Raw genomic sequence first — 19,719 nt, forward strand, 5'->3', positions numbered from 1 at the left:
GGACCGGCTACTCCTCGAACGTCGCCGTCAGGGCCTGCGCCAGACCCGGCACCAGCTCGGAGCCGGTGAGCACCTCGGTGGGGGAGTCCTTCTCCCGCAGCCGCAGCGCCGACTCGCGCGCCCCGTCGCGCAGCACCGCGACCGTCATCCGCACCTCCTGCCGCTCCGGGTGCTCGGCCACCCACTTGGTGAGCGCGGCCTCGTCGAGGCCCTCGGGGACCTGGGCCTCCGCGGACGGCGGCAGCATCAGCCGCTCCACGGTGAGGGCGCAGCCGGTCACGGCGTCGGGCCAGGCGATGGTGCCGAGGAACTCGTCGAGCGGTTTGCCCGTCGGGATCTCGTCCTGCTCGATCGGGGTGAGGGCGGCGGACTCCTGCTCGCCGTCCAGGCCGAGCTTGTCCGCGAGGGAGGGCTGTTCCGCCCGAAGCCGGGCAGTGTCTACGAGTGCGAACAGGCGGGCGGGCTGGTCCCAGCCCAGTCCGGAGACGTACTCGTCGATCTCGAGTACGGCCCGGGTGAGGGGGTTCGCGGCCATGGGCGTGTTGGACATGGTCACAATCCTCTCTCGTTCCCGGCCGGAATCGGGAACCGAGTAAAGCGTGAGTAAGTTGCATAGGTGTGGGCCCACGATCACGGGGGGCCACGAACGGTCCGTGAAGACGCGGGCTCGACGAATCAACAGCGAACTTCGAGGTGCCTACCTTGGCTTTCCAGATGCCGGACCGCGGCGGAGGCCCGACGGGGCCACGGATCAGAGTGGGCCGGCCGTCCCGACGTGTCCGGACCTTGCTCATGACACTGGGCGTCCTTGCCGTCCTCGGCATGGTGTTCACCATGTTCGCGGGGTTCTGGACCGACTGGCTGTGGTACCGCTCGGTCAACTACTCGTCGGTGTTCACCACGACCCTGTGGACCAAGATCGGGCTCTTCTTCGTCTTCGGTCTGCTGATGGCCGTCGCGGTCGGCTTCAACATCTGGCTCGCACACCGCCTGCGGCCGCCGCTGAGCGCCATGTCGATGGAGCAGCAGAACCTCGACCGGTACCGCATGGGCATCGCCCCGTACAAGAAGTGGCTGCTGCTCGGCATCACCGCGCTGGTGGGCCTGATCGCGGGTGCCTCGGCGTCGAGCCAGTGGCGCACCTGGCTGATGTGGGTCAACGGCGTGTCCTTCGGGCAGAAGGACCCCCAGTTCCATCTGGACGTCTCCTTCTACGCCTTCGACCTGCCCTGGTACCGGTTCCTGCTCGGCTTCGGCTTCGCGGCCGCCATCCTCGGCCTGATCGCCGCCGCGCTCACCCACTACCTGTACGGCGGGCTGCGCATCACGAGCCCCGGCGCGCGCGCCACGGCCGCGGCCACCGGGCACCTGTCGGTGCTGCTCGGCATCTTCGTCGCGCTGAAGGCCGTCGCGTACTGGCTCGACCGGTACGGACTGGCCGTGAAGTCCAGTGACTTCAAGGCCACCGACAGCTGGACCGGCCTGCGGTACGTCGACGCCAACGCCTACCTGCCGGCCAAGACGATTCTGTTCTGCATCGCCGTCATCTGCGCGCTGCTGTTCTTCGCCACCCTGTGGCGGCGCACCTGGCAGCTGCCGGTCATCGGCTTCGGCCTGATGGTGCTGTCGGCGATCCTCATCGGCGGCCTGTACCCGGCGATCGTGCAGAAGTTCCAGGTCCAGCCCAACGAGCAGGCCAAGGAAGCGCCGTACGTCGAGAAGAACCTCGCGGCCACGCGTGAGGCCTACGGGATCGGCGACTCGCAGGTCACCGACTACCCGGGCACGGCCACCACCAAGGACCAGGCCAAGCTGCGGGACGACGTGTCGGGCGCGGCCAGCATCCGCATCATGGACCCGAACATCGTGTCCCCGACGTTCCAGCAGCTCCAGCAGATCAGGAACTACTACGCGTTCCCGACCAACCTGGACGTCGACCGCTACCCCAAGGACGGCAAGGAGCAGGACACCGTCATCGGCCTGCGCGAGCTGAACTACAACGGCATCCCGAAGCGGAACTGGATCAACGACCACTTCCGCTACACCCACGGCTACGGTGCCGTGGCCGCGGAGGGCACCACTGCCGACTCCGGCGGGCGCCCGGCGTTCACCGAGTCCGACCTGCCCTCCAAGGGCGACCTCGGCACGTACGAGCAGCGCGTCTACTACGGCGAGCGGACGACCACGTACTCCATCGTCGGCGGTCCCCAGAAGGAGATCGACTACTCCGACGACAGCGGCGAGAAGACGTACAGCTACCAGGGCGACAGCGGCGTCAACCTCGACAACCCGGTCAACCGGGCCGCCTACGCGGTGGCGTTCGGAGAGCCGCAGATCCTTTACTCCGGCGCCATCGGCGAGGGTTCGCGGATCCTGTACAACCGCACGCCCAAGGAGCGCGTCGAGGCGATCGCGCCGTGGCTGACCATCGACGGTGACGCCTACCCGGCGGTCGTGGGGGGCCGGATCCAGTGGATCGTCGACGCCTACACGACCACCAACGGCTACCCGTACGCGTCCCGTACGACGCTGGGCGACACCACGGCCGACTCGCTGACCGCGACCAACGACCAGCGGACGGTGGTGGCCCAGCAGAACCAGGTCAACTACATCCGCAACTCGGTCAAGGCGACCGTCGACGCGTACAGCGGCGAGGTCAAGCTCTACCAGTGGGACACCCAGGACCCCGTCCTCAAGACGTGGATGAAGGCGTTCCCGGACACGGTGGAGCCGCGGAGCGAGATCTCCCAGGACCTGATGGACCATCTGCGGTACCCGCAGGACCTGTTCAAGGTCCAGCGTGAGCTGCTCACCCGCTACCACGTGAAGGACGCCAACACGTTCCTCTCCGGCAGTGAGGTCTGGCAGGTGCCGGACGACCCGACGAACAAGACGGGCGAGACGGTTCCGCCGTACTACCTGAGCATGAAGATGCCGGACCAGCAGGACCAGGTGTTCTCGCTCACCACGACGTTCACGCCGAACGGCCGTGACAACCTGAGCGCGTTCATGGCGGTCAACGCCGATCCGGGCACCGAGGACTACGGCAAGATCAGAATCCTCAAACTGCCGACCAGCACCACGGTCTCCGGACCCAAGCAGGTGCAGAGCCAGTTCAACTCCCAGCAGGACATCGCCGAGACGATCAGGCTGCTGAGAGGTGGCGACTCCGAGGTCGAGTACGGCAACCTGCTGACCGTCCCGCTCGACGGCGGACTGCTCTACGTGGAGCCGGTCTACGTCCGCGGTGGCGGGCTGAAGTACCCGCTGCTGCGCAAGGTGCTGGTGACCTACGGCGGCCAGACGGCGTTCGAGGACACCCTGGAGCAGGCGCTCGACAAGGTCTTCGGCGGCGAGGGCACACCCGTCGAGCCGCCGGCCGACGAGGGTGAGGACGAAGGCACGGACGAGGGCACCACGCCCCCGCCGAGCACGGAACAGCCCTCGACGGTCCAGGAGGCCCTGAATGACGCCCAGAAGGCCTTCGAGGCCGGCCAGGAGGCCCTGAAGAACAACGACTGGGAGGCATACGGCCGGGCGCAGAAGGACCTCGAGGACGCGCTGCGCAGGGCCGAGGCGGCGCAGTCCGGCGGGGCCGGCGGCGCACGGAGCAGCCCGAGCGCGGACCCGAGCGCGAGTCCACGGACGAACAGCTGACCAGGAGGCCTGGTCACAGGCCCACCCCGCGCCGTGCTACGGTTGCAACACAACGGCGCGGGGTGGAGCAGCTCGGTAGCTCGCTGGGCTCATAACCCAGAGGTCGCAGGTTCAAATCCTGTCCCCGCTACTGAAGTCGCGGAAGCGACACCAAAGGCCCGGATTCCCAAGGGAATCCGGGCCTTTGTGGTGGGCGAACGCATGTGCCCGCCTCCTCGACGGCCCTGCCGTCGACGGGAGTTGAGCGATCTGTGTTTGACTTGTCTCTCTGTGGGCATGTCGACAAAACGCTGAAGTGACCTCACTGACTGCGGTATACCAGGTGTACCCAGGTTGCAGGTGGTGCGACGATGGATGTTATGGGGGACAAGGCAACTCTGTTCGAGTCAGGGCGTTTTGTGCAGTCCTCCCCCCGGGAGGAAACCCCTCACGAGACGGGGGAAGCGGCCGACGAGGCGGCGGAGGAGCTGCGCCGGCGGCTCGCCGCCGAGGCCGGTGACGTCGAGGCGATGAGCGTCCTCGGCGCGATGCTGCTGCGCCGCGGTGACCTCGACGGTGCCGAACCCCATCTGCGTGCCGCCACCGCTGCGGGCGACCGCGCCGCCGCCAACAACCTGGGCGTCCTGCTGCACCAGCGGGGCTACCCCGACGAGGCCGCCGGATGGTGGCGGATCGCCGCCGTCGCCGGTTCCACGGCGGCGGCCCACGCGCTCGGCCGCCACCACCGCGAGCGCGGGGACGAACCCGCCGCCGAGTACTGGCTGCGCCAGTCCGCCGAGCAGGGCCACACCCTCGGCGCGTACGCCCTCGCCGACCTCCTGGAGCACCGGGGCGACGCGGAGGGCAGCGAGCGCTGGATGCGGGCCGCCGCGGAGCGCGGGCACCGGGAGGGCGCCTACCGGCTCGCCCGGGCCCTGGACCGCCAGGCCGGGCGCGAGTCCGCCGACGCCGGTGCCGCGCTGGTCGAGGAGGCCGAGCAGTGGTACCGGCAGGCCGCAGCACGCGGCCACCGCCGGGCCGCCCTGCACCTGGGCACGATTCTGGAGAAGCGCGGCGAGCTGAAGGAGGCCGGGCGCTGGTACCTGACCTCCGCCAAGGACGGCGAGCCGCGCGCCGCGTGCGCGCTGGGCTTCCTGCTGCGCGACGCCGGGGACACCGAGAACGCCGCCGTGTGGTGGCTGCGCGCGGCGCAGGACGGCGACGGCAACGCCGCCAACGCGCTGGGCGCGCTGCACGCGGAGCGGGGCGAGACGCAGACCGCCGAGCGGTGGTACCGGGCGGCCATGGACGCCGGCGACATCAACGGCGCCTACAACCTCGGGCTGCTCTGCGCCGACCAGGGGCGCACCACCCAGGCCGAGCAGTGGTACCGCCGCGCCGCCTACGCCGGTCACCGCGAGGCGGCGAACGCGCTGGCGATCCTGCTGCTGCGGGCCGGGGACGAGACCGGCGCGGAGCCGTGGTTCTCCAAGGCGGCGGAGGCCGGCAGTGTCGACGCCGCCTTCAACCTCGGCATCCTGCACGCCGGGCGGGGCGAGGAGCGGGCCGCGCTGCGCTGGTACGAGCGGGCGGCGGGCGCCGGGCACACCGAGGCGGCGCTCCAGGTCGGCATGGCTCGGCTGCGGGACGGCGAGGAGGGCGAGGCCGAGCGGTTCCTGCGGTGCGCGGCGGGCGGCGGCAGCGCGGAGGCGGCGTACCGGCTGGCGGCGGTGCTGGACGCCCGCCGGCCGCCGGAGCCCGCGCACGAGCTGGGGGAGCCGGTGCACCGGCGCAGCGAGTGCGAGGAGTGGTACGAGCGGGCGGCCACCCAGGGGCACCGGCGTGCCCAGGTGAGGGTCGGCATGCTGGCCGCGGCCCGCGGGGACGTCGTCGAGGCGGCCCGGTGGTACCGGGAGGCCGCGGAGGCCGGCTCGCGCAACGGTGCCTTCAACCTGGGGCTGCTGCTGGCCCGGGAGGGGAGCGAGCCGGAGGCGGCGGTGTGGTGGACCCGCGCGGCGGATGCCGGCCATGGCCGTGCGGCGCTGCGGCTCGCGCTGGTGTACGCCCGGCGGGGGGAGCTCGCGGAGGGGCAGCGGTGGGCGGACCGGGCGGCCGAGCTGGGGCCTCCGGCGGTGACCGAGAGGGCTGCGCGGTTGCGGGACGCGCTTCGGGAGGAGCTGTCGGCCTAGCGCGGGCGGATTCGGGGGCTAGCCCCCCCGACCCCCTTCGCGCAGTTCCCCGCGCCCCTATAGGGCTGAGCTCACGGGCCCCTTGCGCGTAGGCCCCGCGCTCCCTGGAGCGCTGCCCTCAGGCAATGGATTTGCTTCTGTCGGGCACCTTGACGTAGCTTTGAGACATCGCCGCGGGGTGGAGCAGCTCGGTAGCTCGCTGGGCTCATAACCCAGAGGTCGCAGGTTCAAATCCTGTCCCCGCTACTGAAGGCCGAGGGTCGGAATCCGAAAGGGTTCCGGCCCTCGGTCGTATGCGTACGACTGCGGAGCGCCGGCGTGGGCGCGACGAAAAGCCCCGGCACCCTCAGGGGGCCGGGGCTTCGTGCGTCGGGTGCCGGTCAGGCGGCCGCGCAGTTCGGGCAGAGACCGCGGTACGTCACCTCGACGTCGGACACCGTGAAACCGAACCGCTCCGTGGCGGGGAGGTCGGCCAGCGGGTTGCCGGTCGGGTGGACGTCGCGGATCGCTCCGCACCGCGCGCACACCAGGTGGTGATGAGGGCGGTGCGCGTTCGGGTCGTAGCGCTTGGCCCGCTTGTCCGTGGCGACTTCCAACACCTCGCCGAGCGACACCAGTTCGCCCAGGGTGTTGTAGACGGTCGCCCGGGAGATCTCGGGCAGCTTGGCGACAGCTCTGGCGTGCACCTCGTCGGCCGTCAGGTGGACGTGTTCGCCGTCGAGGACCTCGGCCACCACACGGCGCTGCGCGGTCATCCGCCAACCACGTCCGCGAAGCCGTTCCAGAAGGTCACTCATAGGCACCAGCCTAACAGCAGGGGGGAGTCGAACCCCGAACGGGTGTGACTTTGGAGCTTTACTTGACTTAGACAATGTCCATTGTAGGATCGAGCTCGGCTTTAGCCAAGGCACAAGTTGCAGTAATGACGCAGGAGGCGCACGTGACGCAGGGACCGCTTACGACGGAGGCCGGAGCTCCGGTCGCCGACAACCAGAACAGCGAGACCGCGGGCGTCGGCGGCCCGGTCCTCGTCCAGGACCAGCTCCTGCTCGAGAAGCTGGCCCACTTCAACCGTGAGCGCATCCCGGAGCGCGTGGTGCACGCCCGCGGCGCCGGCGCGTACGGCACCTTCAAGGTGACCGCCGACGTCACCAAGTACACCCGGGCCGCGTTCCTGTCCGAGGTGGGCAAGGAGACGGAGGTCTTCCTGCGCTTCTCGACCGTGGCGGGCAACCTGGGTGCCGCCGACGCCGTGCGTGACCCGCGCGGTTTCGCGGTGAAGTTCTACACCGAGGAGGGCAACTACGACCTCGTCGGCAACAACACCCCGGTGTTCTTCATCCGGGACGCCATCAAGTTCCCCGACTTCATCCACACCCAGAAGCGCGACCCGTACACCGGCTCGCAGGAGGCGGACAACGTCTTCGACTTCTGGGGCCTGTCGCCCGAGTCCACGCACCAGGTGACCTGGCTGTTCGGTGACCGCGGCATCCCGGCGTCCTACCGCCACATGGACGGCTTCGGCTCGCACACCTACCAGTGGAACAACGAGGCCGGCGAGGCCTTCTGGGTCAAGTACCACTTCAAGACGGACCAGGGCATCAAGAACCTGACCGCCGAGGAGGCCGAGGTCCTCGCGGGCAAGGACCCCGACTCCCACCAGCGCGACCTGCGCGAGGCCATCGAGCGGGGCGAGTTCCCGTCCTGGACCGTGTCCGTCCAGATCATGCCGGTGGCCGATGCGGCGACCTACCGCTTCAACCCGTTCGACCTGACCAAGGTCTGGCCGCACGCGGACTACCCGCTGATCGAGTTCGGCAAGCTGGAGCTCAACCGCAACCCGGAGAACATCTTCGCCGAGGTCGAGCAGTCGATCTTCAGCCCCGCCCACTTCGTGCCGGGCATCGGTCCCTCCCCGGACAAGATGCTCCAGGGCCGTCTCTTCGCGTACGGCGACGCCCACCGCTACCGCGTCGGCATCAACGCCGACCACCTGCCGGTGAACCGTCCGCACGCCACCGAGGCGCGCACCCACTCCCGTGACGGCTACCTGTACGACGGCCGCCACAAGGGCGCGAAGAACTACGAGCCGAACAGCTTCGGCGGCCCGTTCCAGACGGACCGCGCGCTGTGGCAGCCCGTCGCCCTCAACGGGGTCACCGGCGAGACGGTCACGCCCGTCCACGCCGAGGACAACGACTTCGTCCAGGCGGGCAACCTGTACCGGCTGATGACCGAGGACGAGAAGGAGCGCCTGGTCAACAACCTGGCGAACGCCATCTCGGGTGTGACGCGCGACGACATCGCCGAGCGCGCGATCAACAACTTCCGTCAGGCGGACGAGGACTTCGGCAAGCGGCTGGAGGCCGCGGTGCAGGCCCTGCGCGGCTGATTTCCAGCGCTGGACCGCTTGTCGATCGACGGGCCGGACTCCCTTCGGGGGTCCGGCCCGTCTCGCGTGCGGTCAGGCCGGCACCTGCTGGACCGGCTGCCGCGCGGGTGCCCAGAGCCGGATGATGTCCCGGACCGAGACGATGCCCGCGGGCTCCCCCCGGTCGAGGACGATCAGATGACGGAAGCCTCCGTGGGCCATGGCGCCCGCCGCCTCCTCGACGGTCCAGGAGGGGGTGGCGAAGACGACGTCGGTGGTGGTGTGGGCGTGGGCGCGTTCGGCGTCCGGATCCTGGCCGAGGCCGACGGAGTTGAGGACGTCCCGTTCGGTGAGGATGCCGATGCCGGTGCCGTCGGGATCGAGGACCACGGCCGCGCCCACCCGGCGCGCGGACATCAGGGCGGCGGCCTGGCGGAGCGTGTGGGCGGGGCCGATGGTGAGGACCACGGTGCTCATGGCGTCACGGACGAGCATGGATGGAGCCACCTCCTACCGGAAACACGAGGTCACGGGCCTGGTGGTCCGCTCGTTCGTGATTTCACAAGTTCACAAGTGGGGGAACTCTCAGAGTGGCAGGCAAAGCGGGGGTCAACAAGAGGGCGCACGCTGCCGGTCGGGGGCGTGCGCGTGACTCCGGGCTTCTCAGTAGCGCTGGTTGAGATACCCCAGCAGCTCGTCGTGCAGCAGGCCGTTCGACGCGGCGGCGTTGCCGCTGTGCGGGCCCGGTCGGCCGTCGAGCCCGGTGAAGGTGCCGCCGGCCTCGGTCACCACGATCGCCGTGGCCGCCATGTCCCACAGCGACAGCTCCGGCTCCGCGCACAGGTCGACCGATCCCTCGGCGACCATCATGTACGGCCAGAAGTCGCCGTAGGCGCGCGTGCGCCACACCTCGCGGGTCAGGTCGAGGAAGCCGTCGAGCCGTCCCTGCTCCTCCCAGCCGGTGAGCGAGGAGTACGCGAAGGAGGCGTCGGAGACGCGGGACACCTGGGAGACCCGCAGCCGGGTGGCCGACGACAGGCTGCGCCCGGCGTAGGCGCCGTGCCCCTTCGCCGCCCACCAGCGGCGGCCCAGGGCGGGGGCCGAGACGACGCCCACGACCGGCTGGAACCCGCCCTCGCCGGCCTCCATCAGGGAGATCAGCGTGGCCCACACCGGGACGCCCCGCACGTAGTTCTTGGTGCCGTCGATCGGGTCGATCACCCAGCGCCGCGGTCCGGTGCCCTCGACGCCGTACTCCTCGCCTAGGACCGCGTCCCTCGGGCGGGCGCGCTGGAGGTGGCCGCGGATGAGCTCCTCGGCGGCCTTGTCCGCCTCGCTCACCGGCGTCATGTCGGGTTTGGTCTCCACCTTGAGGTCGAGGGCCTTGAACCGGTCCATGGTCGCGGCGTCGGCGGCGTCCGCGAGGACATGGGCGAGACGCAGGTCGTCGAGGTAGTCGGGCATGCCACGAACGGTATCGGCCGAGATCGGTTCCGGGCCACCGGGGGCCGGTTCCGCGACCCCTTGACAGTGCCCGACGGCGCGTCAAATCTAACCGCAGGGTCGGCCGCTCGCCCCGAGGGAGGCGATGATGCCTGCAGCGCGGGAATCTCTGCTGGACGCCGCGTACACCGCCCTGGCCCGTCGGCCGTGGTCCGCGGTGCGGATGGTGGACGTGGCCGCCGCGGCCGGGGTCTCCCGCCAGACGCTCTACAACGAGTTCGGCAGCAAGGACGGTCTCGCCCGCGCCCTGGTGCGCCGGGAGGCCGACGGCTACCTGGCCGGCGTCGACCGCGCCCTCACCGCCCACACCGACCCGCGCGACCGGCTCACCGCGACCGCCGAGTGGACCACGGCGAGCGCCCGCGACAACGCCCTGGTGCGCGCCATGCTCACCGGCTGCTGGAGCGAACGCCTGCCCGCGCCGGCTCTCGTGGCCGTGCCGTCCGGGTCCGCCCTGCCCGCGCAGCGCCGCGCCGACGGACCCCTGCCCACACCCGCCGACCTCGTCCAGCTGGTCCGCGACCGGGCCGTCGCCGTGCTCGCGGGGCCGGGGTACGCGCGGGGCGACACGGCCGACCTGGCGCGGTGCTGCGAGCTCGTGGTCCGCCTCGCGCTGTCCTGCGTCGTCGCGCCCCCGCCGGACGACGGGGTGGCCGAGCTGGTCCGGGGCGCCCTGCGCCGCCAGCCGGTGCCGTGAGAGGCCCCGCGAACGAGTCCTGTGGAACGGGGACCGCTCAGTGCGCGGAGCCCGAGAGCTGCAGTCCGATCACACCGAGGATCACCAGGCTGATCGAGACGATCTTCAGCGTGGACACCAGGTCGTCGAGGAACACCATCCCGTAGATGGCCGTCCCCGCCGCCCCGATGCCCGTCCACACCGCGTACGCCGGTCCCACGTCCAGCTTCTTCAGCGCCAGGGTCAGCAGTCCGAAGCTGCCGAGCGCGAACGCGCAGAAGGCGATGGTGGGCCAGAGCCGGGTGAAGCCGTGCGACAGCTTCAGACACACGGCGAACCCGGTCTCGAGCAACCCGGCGACGATGACCAGCAGCCACGCCATGTGAAGTCCTCCCGCATTCCCCGCGTACAGTGACCGCTTCGTCAGGTTCGTGTCCGGCTCGGTGCGATTATGCACTTACCGGGCGCGGGTCAGGGCAAACACGGCGGAGGTCAGTCCCCGTCGGTGCGTTCCCGTGCGGCGAGCAGCCGCCGCAGCGAGTACAGCCGCGCCGGGTCCGCGTGGCCCTCCTCCACCCAGGCGTCCAGCGCGCAGTCCGGCTCGTCGTGGCTGCACGCGCGCGGACAGCCCTCCGTGCCCGGCTCCAGGTCGGGGAAGGCGTGGATCACCCGTGACGGGTCGACGTGCGCCAGCCCGAAGGACCGCACGCCGGGGGTGTCGATCACCCAGCCCTCGTCCCCCGCGAGCGGCAGCGCCAGCGCGGACGTCGTCGTGTGCCGGCCGCGTCCGGTCACCGCGTTGACGTGCCCGGTGATCCGCCGCCGCTCCTCCGGGACGAGCGCGTTCACCAGGGTCGTCTTGCCGACGCCGGAGTGCCCCACGAACGCCGTGATCCGCCCGTCGAGCTGCTCGCGCACCCGCTCCACCGCCTCGCCGCTCTCCAGCTCCGCGCGGCTGGTGACGACGTACGGGATGTCGAGCGCGCCGTACAGCTCCAGCAGCTTGTCCGGGGGCGCGAGGTCGGACTTGGTGAGGACCAGCAGCGGTTCGAGCCCGCCGTCGAAGGCGGCGACCAGACAGCGGTCGATCAGCCGCGGCCGGGGCTCGGGGTCGGCGAGGGCGGTGACCACGGCGAGCTGGTCGGCGTTGGCCACGACCACCCGCTCGTAGGGATCGTCGTCGTCGGCGGTACGGCGCAGCACCGACGAGCGTTCCGCGATCCGCACGATCCTCGCGAGGGTGTCCTTCTTGCCGGACAGGTCGCCCACGATGGCGACCCGGTCGCCCACCACGGCCGCCTTGCGGCCCAGTTCGCGCGCCTTCATCGCGGTGATGACCCGGTCCTCGACCAGGCACGTCAGCCGGCCCCGGTCGACGGTGAGGACCATGCCCTCGGCGGCGTCCTCGTGCTTGGGCCGGATGTGGGTGCGCGGCCGGTTGCCCTTGCGGTTGGGGCGGGAGCGGATGTCGTCCTCGTCGGTGTGCTTGCCGTAGCGGCGCATGGTGAACCCCTACGCCCCGAGCATCCCGGTCCACAGCTCGGGGAAGTCCGGAAGGGTCTTCGCCGTGGTCGCCACGTTCTCGATCTGCACTCCCTCGACCGCCAGGCCGATGATCGCACCGGCGGTGGCCATGCGGTGGTCCTCGTAGGTGTGGAAGACGCCGCCGTGCAGCCGCCGGGGGCGGATGTGCAGGCCGTCGGCCGTCTCGGTGACGTCGCCGCCCAGCTCGTTGATCTCCTTGGTGAGCGCGGCCAGCCGGTCCGTCTCGTGCAGCCGCAGATGGGCCACGCCCCGCAGGGTCGAGGGCGAGTCCGCGAGGGCCGCGACGGCCGCGACGCCCGGCGTCAGCTCGCCCACCTCGCCGAGGTCCACGTCGATGCCGTGCACCGTGCCGGAGCCGGTGAGGACCAGTCCGTACTCGGTCAGCTCGCAGGAGCCGCCCATCTCGGTGAAGATCTCCCGCAGCCGGTCACCGGGCTGGGTGGTCCGTGCGGGCCAGTCGGGGATCACCACCTTGCCGCCGGTGACCAGCGCGGCCGCGAGGAACGGCTGCGCGTTGGACAGGTCCGGCTCGACGGTCAGGTCCCGGCCCAGCACGGCGCCCGGCGTGACCCGCCAGACGTTCGGCTCGCCGCCCGACTCCGGGGTGTCGACCTGGGCGCCCACCGTGCGCAGCATGTCGACGGTCATCCGGATGTGCGGCATCGACGGCAGCGTCGCGCCCGTGTGCCGCACCTCCACGCCCTGGTTGAAGCGCGGCGCCGACAGCAGCAGCGCGCTGACGAACTGCGACGACGAGGAGGCGTCGATCTCCACGGTCCCGCCCTCCAGCGCGCCCCCGCCGTGCACCGTCATCGGCAGCGCGCCGCGGTCGTCGTCGTCGATCCGGGCGCCGAGCGAGCGCAGCGCGTCGATGACGCCGTTCAGGGGACGCTCGTGCGAGCGCGGGTCGCCGTCGAAGCGGACGGGGCCGTCGGCCAGGGTGGCCACCGGGGGCAGGAACCGCATCACCGTGCCCGCGTTGCCCACGTCCACGGTGGCCGGGCCGTGCAGGCCGGCCGGGACGACCCGCCAGGCCTCGCCGGTCCCGTCGGGCCCGATCCCCTCCTCGATCTCCACGCCCATGGCCCGCAGCGCGCCCGCCATCAGCAGCGTGTCGCGCGAGCGCAGCGGGCGGCGCAGCCAGCCCGGCTCGGAGGCGAGGGCGGCGAGGACCAGGGCACGGTTGGTGACCGACTTGGACCCGGGCACGTGGACCGTCGCGTCGACGGCTCCGCTCGCGTGCGGGGCGGGCCAGAGGGCGGTGTGCGTGGGATTCGGGGCCATGGGGCCACTTTATAAGGAGGTAAGGAGACAGGCCGCGCCGTGCCCGCCACCCGGAACACACCCCGCCCACCGGCTCCCGCCAACGACCCGACGGCCTACGCGCGGCCCCCGCCCATCCGCCCGGCCCCGGGTGCCGCCCGTGGCGTTCTCGGTCACAGGCCCAGGAGCCAGCGGCCGCCGCCCAGGAGTGCGGAGAGGGACACCGCGTGGAACAGGAACAGCCACAGGCCCGCCGGTACGTGTGTCAGCCGGGACAGCTGGTCCGCGTCCGAGTCGCCGGCGCCGCCGTGGGCCCGCTTGGACTGGAGCTCGAACGCGGGGCGGACCCCGCCCAGCAGCAGGAACCACACCACCGCGTACGCGAACGCCGCCTGCACCTGGGGGCCCGTCAGCCAGGACACCAGGACGAACGTGCCGCCGGTGACCAGCACCGACACCGCCCCGTAGGCGTTGCGGATCATCACCAGCACCGCCAGCAGCAGCACCGTGGCCAGCCACAGCAGCAGCGTGATGCGGCCGGCGCCGAGCAGCGCCGCCCCGCCGAGACCCAGCAGCGGGGGAGCGGTGTAGCCGGCGGCGGCCGTGAGGATCATGCCGATGCCCGTCGGCTTGCCCCGGCTCACGGTCAGGCCGCTGGTGTCCGAGTGCAGGCGTATCCCGGTCAGCGTGCGGCCGGTGAGCAGCGCCACCAGGCCGTGGCCACCCTCGTGGGCGATGGTGATGGCGTTGCGGGCCAGCCGCCAGGGCGCCTGCGGCACGACCACGGCGGCGGCGGCCACCAGCGTCACGACGATCACCCACAGGTCCGGGTCGGGCTGGGTGCCCGAGACCTCGTCCCACAGGGAGCCGAGGGACATCAAGGACACGGACGCGGTGCTGACCATGCTTGCCATGTGGTTCGGATCGCTCCCTCTGCGCGTTCGGAGTCTGGCAGTGTTGCACGTATGTGCGGACGGTATGCAGCGAGTCGGAGGCCCGAGGATCTCGCCGGGATCTTCGAAATCGAGAAGTGGGAGCCCGAGGAGACCCTGGAGCCGGACTACAACGTGGCGCCGACCAAGGAGGTCTACGCCGTCCTCGACCGTGCCCTGAAGGACGCCGAGGACCCGCGCCCGGTTCGGCAGCTGCGCAAGCTGAAGTGGGGGCTGGTGCCGTCCTGGTCCAAGACCCCCGAGGGCGGCGCCCGGATGATCAACGCCCGGGCGGAGACGGTGCACGAGAAGCCGTCCTACCGCCGCGCCTTCACCTCCCGCCGCTGCATCCTGCCCGCCGACGGCTACTACGAGTGGGTCACCGGCAAGCAGGAGCGGGACCTGGAGGTCGAGGGACGGAAGAAGCGGCCCCGCAAGCAGCCGTACTTCGTGACGCCGGCCGACGGCTCGGTGTTCGCCATGGCCGGACTGTACGAGTTCTGGCGGGACGGCACGCTGCCCGACGACCACCCCCAGGCCTGGTGGGTGACCTGCTCCGTGATCACCACCGAGGCGGAGACGAGCCCGCTGGCCGTGGCCCCGGCGGACGGCCCGCACGCCCTCGCCGAGATCCACCCGCGAATGCCGCTGATGCTCACCCCCGACCGCTGGGACGCCTGGCTCGACCCGGCCAGGACCGACCCCGAGGACCTGCGCGCGCTGCTGGCCCCGCCGCCGCCCGGACTGATGCGCGCCTACCCGGTCGCCACCGCCGTCAGCAACGTCCGCAACAACGGACCGGAGCTGCTGAAGGAGCTGGCCGCGCCCGAAGAGGGCACACTCTTCTGACGTGACCAACGACACCACCGCGCCGGCCCAGGACGTCGGGACCGAGACGGGCACCGCCCGGATCACCTGGCACCACGCGTCCGGCCGCGCCCGGCTCGTCCTCGCCGTGAGCCACGGCGCGGGCGGCGGCATCGAGGCCCGCGACCTCGTGGCGCTCGCCGCCGTCCTGCCCGCGCACGGCGTGACCGTCGCCCTCGTCGAACAGCCGTGGCGCGTGGCGGGCAAGAAGCTCGCCCCGGCGCCGAAGACCCTGGACACCGGCTGGCGCGGGATCTGGCCCGCGCTGGCCGGGCCGGGGCTGCCGGTGATCTCCGGCGGCCGCAGCGCCGGAGCCCGCGTCGCCTGCCGCACCGCCACGGAACTGGGCGCCCGCGCCGTGCTCGCGCTCAGTTTCCCTCTGCACCCGCCGGGCAAACCGGAGAAGTCCCGCGCGCCGGAGCTGCTGGGTGCGGGCGTGCCCACGCTCGTCGTGCAGGGCGGCAACGACCCCTTCGGCAGACCGGCCGAGTTCCCCGCGGGGCCCCACGAGCTGGTCGAGGTGGCGGGGGCCGACCACGGATTCGCCGTGCCCCGGCGGGCGGACCTCACCCAGGAGGACGCCCTGCGGGTCGTCACGGACGCCGTCGTGCGCTGGACCGGCTCCCTGCACTGAGACGCCCGGGACGCCGGGGGCGGCGCGGACACCGGGAATGCGAGGGCGGCTTCCGCTGTTGGGACGGTCGTATGTGCCGGTGACGGCACCGCCGCCGTAGGAGAGGAAGTCCACCGCATGGGTTCCACGTTCTGCCCGAGCCGCAGTGCCCGCGCCGACCTGGACTGGACGGTGCTGCACGCGGCCAAGACCGCCCCCATTCGGGCGGCGGGCGGACCGGATCGTCGTCTATCCTCCGATTCGGGTGAGGCCGGTCTCGGTCTCGCGACGACATTGGAGGAGGTGGGTCCGGTTCCCGGTACCGACGCAGGGACCGAACACGGCCAGGCGGAGCAGCCCGAGGGCCAGGGCGACAAGGGTGCGGAGTCGACCGCGGAGCGCAGTGCGCGCTTCGAGAGGGACGCGCTCGAGTTCCTCGACCAGATGTACTCGGCCGCGCTGCGCATGACGCGCAATCCGGCCGACGCCGAGGACCTGGTGCAGGAGACGTACGCCAAGGCATACGCGTCCTTCCACCAGTTCCGCGAGGGCACCAACCTCAAGGCCTGGCTGTACCGGATCCTCACCAACACCTTCATCAACTCGTACCGCAAGAAGCAGCGCGAACCCCAGCGCAGCGCGGCCGAGGAGATCGAGGACTGGCAGCTGGCGCGTGCCGAGTCGCACATGTCCACAGGTCTGCGCTCCGCCGAGTCGCAGGCGCTGGACCACCTGCCGGACTCGGACGTGAAGGAAGCGCTGCAGGCGATCCCGGAGGAGTTCCGCATCGCGGTGTATCTCGCCGATGTAGAGGGCTTTGCCTACAAGGAGATCGCGGACATCATGGGGACACCCATCGGTACGGTCATGTCCCGGCTGCACCGGGGACGTCGTCAGCTGCGCGGCATGCTCGAGGACTACGCGCGTGAGCGCGGACTGGTCCCGGCCGGTGCCGGAGAGTCGAACGAAGCGAAAGGCTCGGGGTCATGAGCTGCGGAGAGCCGCACGAGACGGATTGCAGCGAAATCCTCGATCATCTCTACGAGTTCCTCGACCGTGAGATGCCGGATTCCGACTGTGTGAAGTTCGAGCACCACTTCGAGGAGTGCTCGCCGTGCCTGGAGAAGTACGGGCTCGAGCAAGCCGTGAAGAAGCTCGTCAAGCGGTGTTGCGGACAGGACGACGTGCCGGGCGACCTGCGGTCCAAGGTCATGGGCCGGATCGATCTGATCCGCTCCGGCCAGTCCGTGCCCGACCAGGACGTCGCGACGGCCCCGCAGGAGTCCTGACCTCCGCGTCCCTCCCCGGACGCCGCGTCACCCGATTGTGCTAATCCGCGGGCGGTCCGCCCGCGGCGGCACCCCCGTCCCGCCTAGGCTCCGAGCCTGGCAGGCGGCACATCGCGCGCGGCGCGGTCGGGGGAGGGGCTCATGGAGGCGTTACCGGCGCGGGCCCGGGTGTATCTCGTCTGCGTCACCCTTCTGGGCCTCCTCTGTCTGCTCCCCCTGCCGGGCCTGCCCCGGCCGGGGGTGCTGTCGTACCTGCCCGACCCGCGCTTCCCCTGGTGGCCGGTCGTCCTGCTCGCCGCCCTGTACGCCGGCTGCGAGCGACTCGCCCGGTCCCGGCTCGTCGCCGGCCCGCACCCCGGCGGCACCTTCCACCCCGTGCTCCTCGCCGGGGCCTTCCTGCTGCCGCCGACCGCCGCGGCCCTGGTCGCGCTCCCCGGCGCGCTGCTGCTCCCCGTCGAGCACCGCCCCCGCCTCGCCCGCCGGCTCTGGCGCACCGGCCGGCTGGTGGTCGCCGTCTGGGCCGCGAGTCTGGTCCACCTCAAGACCGGGGGCCGGGACGCGGTCGCGCACTGCGACATGCCCGGCGCCCTCGCGACGGCGGGCGCCGCCGTGCTCGCGTTCTGCCTCGTCCTCACCCTGCTCGACGGCGGCGTCCTCGCGCCGGCTCCCGGAGGACTCCCGCGCGGCCGGGCCGCCGCCGCCCCGGCCGCCTGGTCGCGGCTGTTCCTCGGCTCCCTCGCGCCGCTCACCGTGCACGGCCTCGCCGGACTGATGATGGCCCTGCTGTGGCGCAGCCCGTACGGCCCGGTGGCGGCGCTGCTGGTGATGCTGCCGATGGGCGTCTCGTGGTGGGCGTTCGCCCAGTACCACCGGGAGCGCGCCGCCCACCAGGCCACGATCCGCGCACTGGTGCAGGCCGTCGACATCAAGGACGGCTACACACGCGGCCACAGCGAACGCGTCGGCCGGGCCTCCATGCTGATCGCGCGGGAACTCGGCATGGACGACGACCGCGTCGAGACGCTGAGGTTCGCCGGCATCCTGCACGACGTCGGCAAACTCGGCGTACCCACCCGGCTGCTCACCAAGAACGGCCCGCTCACCCCCGAGGAACGGCGGGTGATCGAACTGCACCCCGAGTACGGGCACGAGATGGTGCGCGGCATCTCCTTCCTCGGCGAGGCCCGCGCGGCGGTGCTGCACCACCACGAGCGGATCGACGGCACCGGCTACCCCTACGGACTTACGGGCGGTCAGATCCCCGAGTCGGCCCGGGTGGTCGCCGTCGCCGACGCCTTCGACGCCATGACCTCCACCCGCAGCTACAGCCGGGCGCGCCCGGTGCCGGTGGCGCTGGAGGAGCTCCAGCGGTGCGCCGGGACCCACTTCGACCCGCGGATGGTGCGGGCTCTGGTCCGCGCGATCGGCCGTGCCGGCTGGCACCCGGCGGTGACCGCCGACGAACCCCGGCCGGCGGCCGTCCCCGGGCCCGCCGCACCGGCCACCGGCCGCCCCGGGGCGCGCCGGTGAGGCCCCGGCTGCACACCGTGGTGCACCTGTGCGCCGCCGTCCTCGCCGCCGGGTCGCTGGGGATGACGCTGCACGACGGCATCGAGGACCGCGGCACGGCCCTGGCCTTCGGCACGCTGGTCGCCGTCGGCGAGCTCACCCGGCGGGGCGGCCGGGGCATCCGGGAGGCCGCGCCGCTCGCCGCCGCCGGCTCACTGGCGTACGCGCTGCTCGGTGAGACCGCGGGGCACGGCACCCACCACGGCGCCGCCCAGGTCGTCACCGTGGTGCTCGCCGCGTCGCTGCTCGGCAGCGTCCCGCACGTGGGGCGCGGCGACGGGCCCGCCCTGGACCCGGTGACCCGGCGGGTGCTGACCGTCGGCTTCGTCGCCGTGTGCTTCCAGCCGCTGCACGCCCGCGGCGCCTTCGACGACTTCAGCGGGCCGTCGCACGCGCTGCTGCTGCTCGTCCTGCTGTCGCTGACCGCGCTGTGCGACGCCGTGCTCGCCGCCGCGCTGTCCCACTCCCGCACCGGCTGGCCCTTCCCGCCGCTGCTGCGCGACGAACTGCGGGCCGTGCCCGGGATCGGCGCCGCCGTCGTCGCCACGGGCGCCGTGATGGCGCTGGGGGTGGCGGTCGTGGGGCTGTGGGCACTGCCGGTGTTCTCCGTGCCGCTGCTGCTCGCGCAGCTGTCGCACCGGCGGTACACCGCGGTGCGGGCCACCTACCGGCAGACCATCGCCTCCCTCGCGCGGGCCACCGAGATCGCCGGGTACACCCCGCACGGCCACTCCCGCCGGGTCGCCGCGCTCAGTCAGGCGGTGGGCCGGGACCTGGGCCTGACCGAACCGGAGCTGACCGTGCTGGAGTACGCAGCGCTGATGCACGACATCGGGCAGCTCAGCCTCGTGGACCCGGTCCCCGCGGGCGCCACCGCCGGGCTGCCGGTCACCGAGCAGCGGCGGATCGCGCTCCTCGGCGGCGCGGTGGTGCGCCAGACCGGTGTGGATCCCCGGGTCGCCGTGATCGTGGAACGCCAGGCCGACCCGCACCACGAACAGCCGCCGGCCGCCCGGATCGTCCGGGTGGTGAACGCGTACGACGAGAAGTCCCGGGAAGGAGGCCCCGGGGGGCCGCTGACCGCTCTGGAGGAACTGCGGCTCAAGGCCGCCGGGGAGTACGCGCCGGAGGTCGTGGAGGCCCTGGCGAGGGTGCTGTCCCGGAACACGGAGGGGGCGCGTGAGCAGGTCGACCGGTCGTGGTGAGGGACGTGGCGAGACGGTCTGGCGGCCTGCCATGCTGGGTAACCCATGGGTAATGAGCGGC

General features: G+C 71.9%; 18 protein-coding genes and 2 tRNA genes. 12 read left to right on the forward strand and 8 right to left on the reverse strand.

The genetic code is table 11. From position 1 onward, the window contains the following. Positions 1–7: 7 nt before the first annotated feature. Positions 8–550 (reverse strand): PPA1309 family protein, encoded by a 543-nt coding sequence (locus ACIF8S_RS11830; protein WP_399998856.1) that lies wholly within the window; start codon positions 548–550, stop codon positions 8–10. A 164-nt stretch (positions 551–714) separates the two neighbouring features. Between ACIF8S_RS11830 and ACIF8S_RS11835 the strand changes: the two genes are divergently transcribed. The 4 genes from ACIF8S_RS11835 (at position 715) to ACIF8S_RS11850 (ending at position 6,071) form a co-directional block, all read left to right on the forward strand. Beyond that, positions 715–3,657: a UPF0182 family protein gene (locus ACIF8S_RS11835; RefSeq protein ID WP_399999026.1), complete on the forward strand. Its 2,943-nt coding sequence runs from the start codon at positions 715–717 to the stop codon at positions 3,655–3,657. A gap of 56 nt (positions 3,658–3,713) precedes the next feature. Further along, positions 3,714–3,787, forward strand: a tRNA-Met gene (locus ACIF8S_RS11840). A gap of 220 nt (positions 3,788–4,007) precedes the next feature. After that, entirely contained in the window at positions 4,008–5,825 is a 1,818-nt protein-coding gene (locus ACIF8S_RS11845; protein ID WP_399998857.1) for a tetratricopeptide repeat protein, read from the forward strand. A 172-nt stretch (positions 5,826–5,997) separates the two neighbouring features. Then, positions 5,998–6,071 (forward strand) — tRNA-Met (locus ACIF8S_RS11850). A gap of 134 nt (positions 6,072–6,205) precedes the next feature. Here ACIF8S_RS11850 and ACIF8S_RS11855 read toward each other — a convergent pair. Beyond that, on the reverse strand, positions 6,206–6,622 hold the full coding sequence (locus ACIF8S_RS11855; protein WP_024884394.1) for a Fur family transcriptional regulator: 417 nt from the start codon (positions 6,620–6,622) through the stop codon (positions 6,206–6,208). A gap of 143 nt (positions 6,623–6,765) precedes the next feature. On the opposite strand from ACIF8S_RS11855, the gene ACIF8S_RS11860 reads away from it, so the two are divergent. Beyond that, positions 6,766–8,217, forward strand: a complete 1,452-nt coding sequence (locus ACIF8S_RS11860) for a catalase (protein WP_349798319.1) — start codon at positions 6,766–6,768, stop codon at positions 8,215–8,217. Positions 8,218–8,289: 72 nt separating this feature from the next. Here the strand turns inward: ACIF8S_RS11860 and ACIF8S_RS11865 are convergent, their stop codons facing one another. Both ACIF8S_RS11865 and hisN read right to left on the reverse strand, forming a co-directional pair. Further along, entirely contained in the window at positions 8,290–8,691 is a 402-nt protein-coding gene (locus ACIF8S_RS11865; protein ID WP_145827271.1) for a cyclic nucleotide-binding/CBS domain-containing protein, read from the reverse strand. Between the two features lie 168 nt (positions 8,692–8,859). Then, the gene (gene hisN, locus ACIF8S_RS11870; RefSeq protein WP_150152712.1) at positions 8,860–9,660 is read right to left on the reverse strand and encodes a histidinol-phosphatase; all 801 of its coding nucleotides are present in this window, start codon (positions 9,658–9,660) and stop codon (positions 8,860–8,862) included. Between the two features lie 124 nt (positions 9,661–9,784). On the opposite strand from hisN, the gene ACIF8S_RS11875 reads away from it, so the two are divergent. Next, entirely contained in the window at positions 9,785–10,396 is a 612-nt protein-coding gene (locus ACIF8S_RS11875) for a TetR/AcrR family transcriptional regulator (protein WP_399998858.1), read from the forward strand. 37 nt (positions 10,397–10,433) lie between these two features. Here the strand turns inward: ACIF8S_RS11875 and ACIF8S_RS11880 are convergent, their stop codons facing one another. The 4 genes from ACIF8S_RS11880 to ACIF8S_RS11895 all read right to left on the reverse strand — a co-directional run bounded on the left by ACIF8S_RS11880 (position 10,434) and on the right by ACIF8S_RS11895 (position 14,088). Further along, positions 10,434–10,757, reverse strand: a complete 324-nt coding sequence (locus tag ACIF8S_RS11880) for a multidrug efflux SMR transporter (protein WP_024884399.1) — start codon at positions 10,755–10,757, stop codon at positions 10,434–10,436. A 110-nt stretch (positions 10,758–10,867) separates the two neighbouring features. Next, positions 10,868–11,878 (reverse strand): ribosome small subunit-dependent GTPase A, encoded by a 1,011-nt coding sequence (rsgA, locus tag ACIF8S_RS11885; RefSeq protein ID WP_399998860.1) that lies wholly within the window; start codon positions 11,876–11,878, stop codon positions 10,868–10,870. Positions 11,879–11,887: 9 nt separating this feature from the next. Next, positions 11,888–13,204 (reverse strand): 3-phosphoshikimate 1-carboxyvinyltransferase, encoded by a 1,317-nt coding sequence (aroA, locus tag ACIF8S_RS11890; protein WP_399998861.1) that lies wholly within the window; start codon positions 13,202–13,204, stop codon positions 11,888–11,890. A 152-nt stretch (positions 13,205–13,356) separates the two neighbouring features. Then, complete coding sequence (locus ACIF8S_RS11895; RefSeq protein ID WP_349798474.1) at positions 13,357–14,088, reverse strand: M50 family metallopeptidase; 732 nt, start codon at positions 14,086–14,088, stop codon at positions 13,357–13,359. A 60-nt stretch (positions 14,089–14,148) separates the two neighbouring features. Here ACIF8S_RS11895 and ACIF8S_RS11900 point away from each other — a divergent pair, with 60 nt between their 5' ends. The 6 genes from ACIF8S_RS11900 to ACIF8S_RS11925 all read left to right on the forward strand — a co-directional run bounded on the left by ACIF8S_RS11900 (position 14,149) and on the right by ACIF8S_RS11925 (position 19,658). Then, complete coding sequence (locus ACIF8S_RS11900) at positions 14,149–14,964, forward strand: SOS response-associated peptidase (RefSeq protein ID WP_399998862.1); 816 nt, start codon at positions 14,149–14,151, stop codon at positions 14,962–14,964. A gap of 1 nt (position 14,965) precedes the next feature. After that, positions 14,966–15,616, forward strand: a complete 651-nt coding sequence (locus tag ACIF8S_RS11905) for an alpha/beta family hydrolase (RefSeq protein WP_399998863.1) — start codon at positions 14,966–14,968, stop codon at positions 15,614–15,616. 282 nt (positions 15,617–15,898) lie between these two features. Then, a complete protein-coding gene (sigR, locus tag ACIF8S_RS11910) occupies positions 15,899–16,585 on the forward strand; it encodes a sigma-70 family RNA polymerase sigma factor (RefSeq protein WP_206338907.1) in 687 nt (228 codons plus the stop codon). Beyond that, complete coding sequence (gene rsrA, locus ACIF8S_RS11915) at positions 16,582–16,884, forward strand: mycothiol system anti-sigma-R factor (protein WP_349798333.1); 303 nt, start codon at positions 16,582–16,584, stop codon at positions 16,882–16,884. Before sigR ends, rsrA begins: the two co-directional genes overlap by 4 nt. A gap of 141 nt (positions 16,885–17,025) precedes the next feature. Next, a complete protein-coding gene (locus tag ACIF8S_RS11920) occupies positions 17,026–18,414 on the forward strand; it encodes an HD-GYP domain-containing protein (RefSeq protein ID WP_399998865.1) in 1,389 nt (462 codons plus the stop codon). Next, positions 18,411–19,658, forward strand: coding sequence for an HD-GYP domain-containing protein (locus ACIF8S_RS11925; protein ID WP_399998867.1), 1,248 nt, complete (start codon positions 18,411–18,413; stop codon positions 19,656–19,658). Before ACIF8S_RS11920 ends, ACIF8S_RS11925 begins: the two co-directional genes overlap by 4 nt. Positions 19,659–19,719: the final 61 nt, after the last annotated feature.

Source organism: Streptomyces sp. NPDC085937 (assembly GCF_044540535.1).
Lineage (GTDB): Bacteria > Actinomycetota > Actinomycetes > Streptomycetales > Streptomycetaceae > Streptomyces.

What these genes read in the sequence shown, in the direction of transcription:
- ACIF8S_RS11830 (WP_399998856.1), bottom strand. Translation starts at nt 550, where the DNA reads ATGTCCAACACGCCCATGGCCGCGAACCCCCTCACCCGGGCCGTACTC.
- ACIF8S_RS11835 (WP_399999026.1), top strand. Translation starts at nt 715, where the DNA reads ATGCCGGACCGCGGCGGAGGCCCGACGGGGCCACGGATCAGAGTGGGC.
- ACIF8S_RS11865 (WP_145827271.1), bottom strand. Translation starts at nt 8,691, where the DNA reads ATGCTCGTCCGTGACGCCATGAGCACCGTGGTCCTCACCATCGGCCCC.
- ACIF8S_RS11895 (WP_349798474.1), bottom strand. Translation starts at nt 14,088, where the DNA reads ATGGTCAGCACCGCGTCCGTGTCCTTGATGTCCCTCGGCTCCCTGTGG.
- ACIF8S_RS11880 (WP_024884399.1), bottom strand. Translation starts at nt 10,757, where the DNA reads ATGGCGTGGCTGCTGGTCATCGTCGCCGGGTTGCTCGAGACCGGGTTC.
- aroA (WP_399998861.1), bottom strand. Translation starts at nt 13,204, where the DNA reads ATGGCCCCGAATCCCACGCACACCGCCCTCTGGCCCGCCCCGCACGCG.
- rsgA (WP_399998860.1), bottom strand. Translation starts at nt 11,878, where the DNA reads ATGCGCCGCTACGGCAAGCACACCGACGAGGACGACATCCGCTCCCGC.
- ACIF8S_RS11920 (WP_399998865.1), top strand. Translation starts at nt 17,026, where the DNA reads ATGGAGGCGTTACCGGCGCGGGCCCGGGTGTATCTCGTCTGCGTCACC.
- hisN (WP_150152712.1), bottom strand. Translation starts at nt 9,660, where the DNA reads ATGCCCGACTACCTCGACGACCTGCGTCTCGCCCATGTCCTCGCGGAC.
- rsrA (WP_349798333.1), top strand. Translation starts at nt 16,582, where the DNA reads ATGAGCTGCGGAGAGCCGCACGAGACGGATTGCAGCGAAATCCTCGAT.
- ACIF8S_RS11900 (WP_399998862.1), top strand. Translation starts at nt 14,149, where the DNA reads ATGTGCGGACGGTATGCAGCGAGTCGGAGGCCCGAGGATCTCGCCGGG.
- ACIF8S_RS11855 (WP_024884394.1), bottom strand. Translation starts at nt 6,622, where the DNA reads ATGAGTGACCTTCTGGAACGGCTTCGCGGACGTGGTTGGCGGATGACC.
- ACIF8S_RS11875 (WP_399998858.1), top strand. Translation starts at nt 9,785, where the DNA reads ATGATGCCTGCAGCGCGGGAATCTCTGCTGGACGCCGCGTACACCGCC.
- ACIF8S_RS11845 (WP_399998857.1), top strand. Translation starts at nt 4,008, where the DNA reads ATGGATGTTATGGGGGACAAGGCAACTCTGTTCGAGTCAGGGCGTTTT.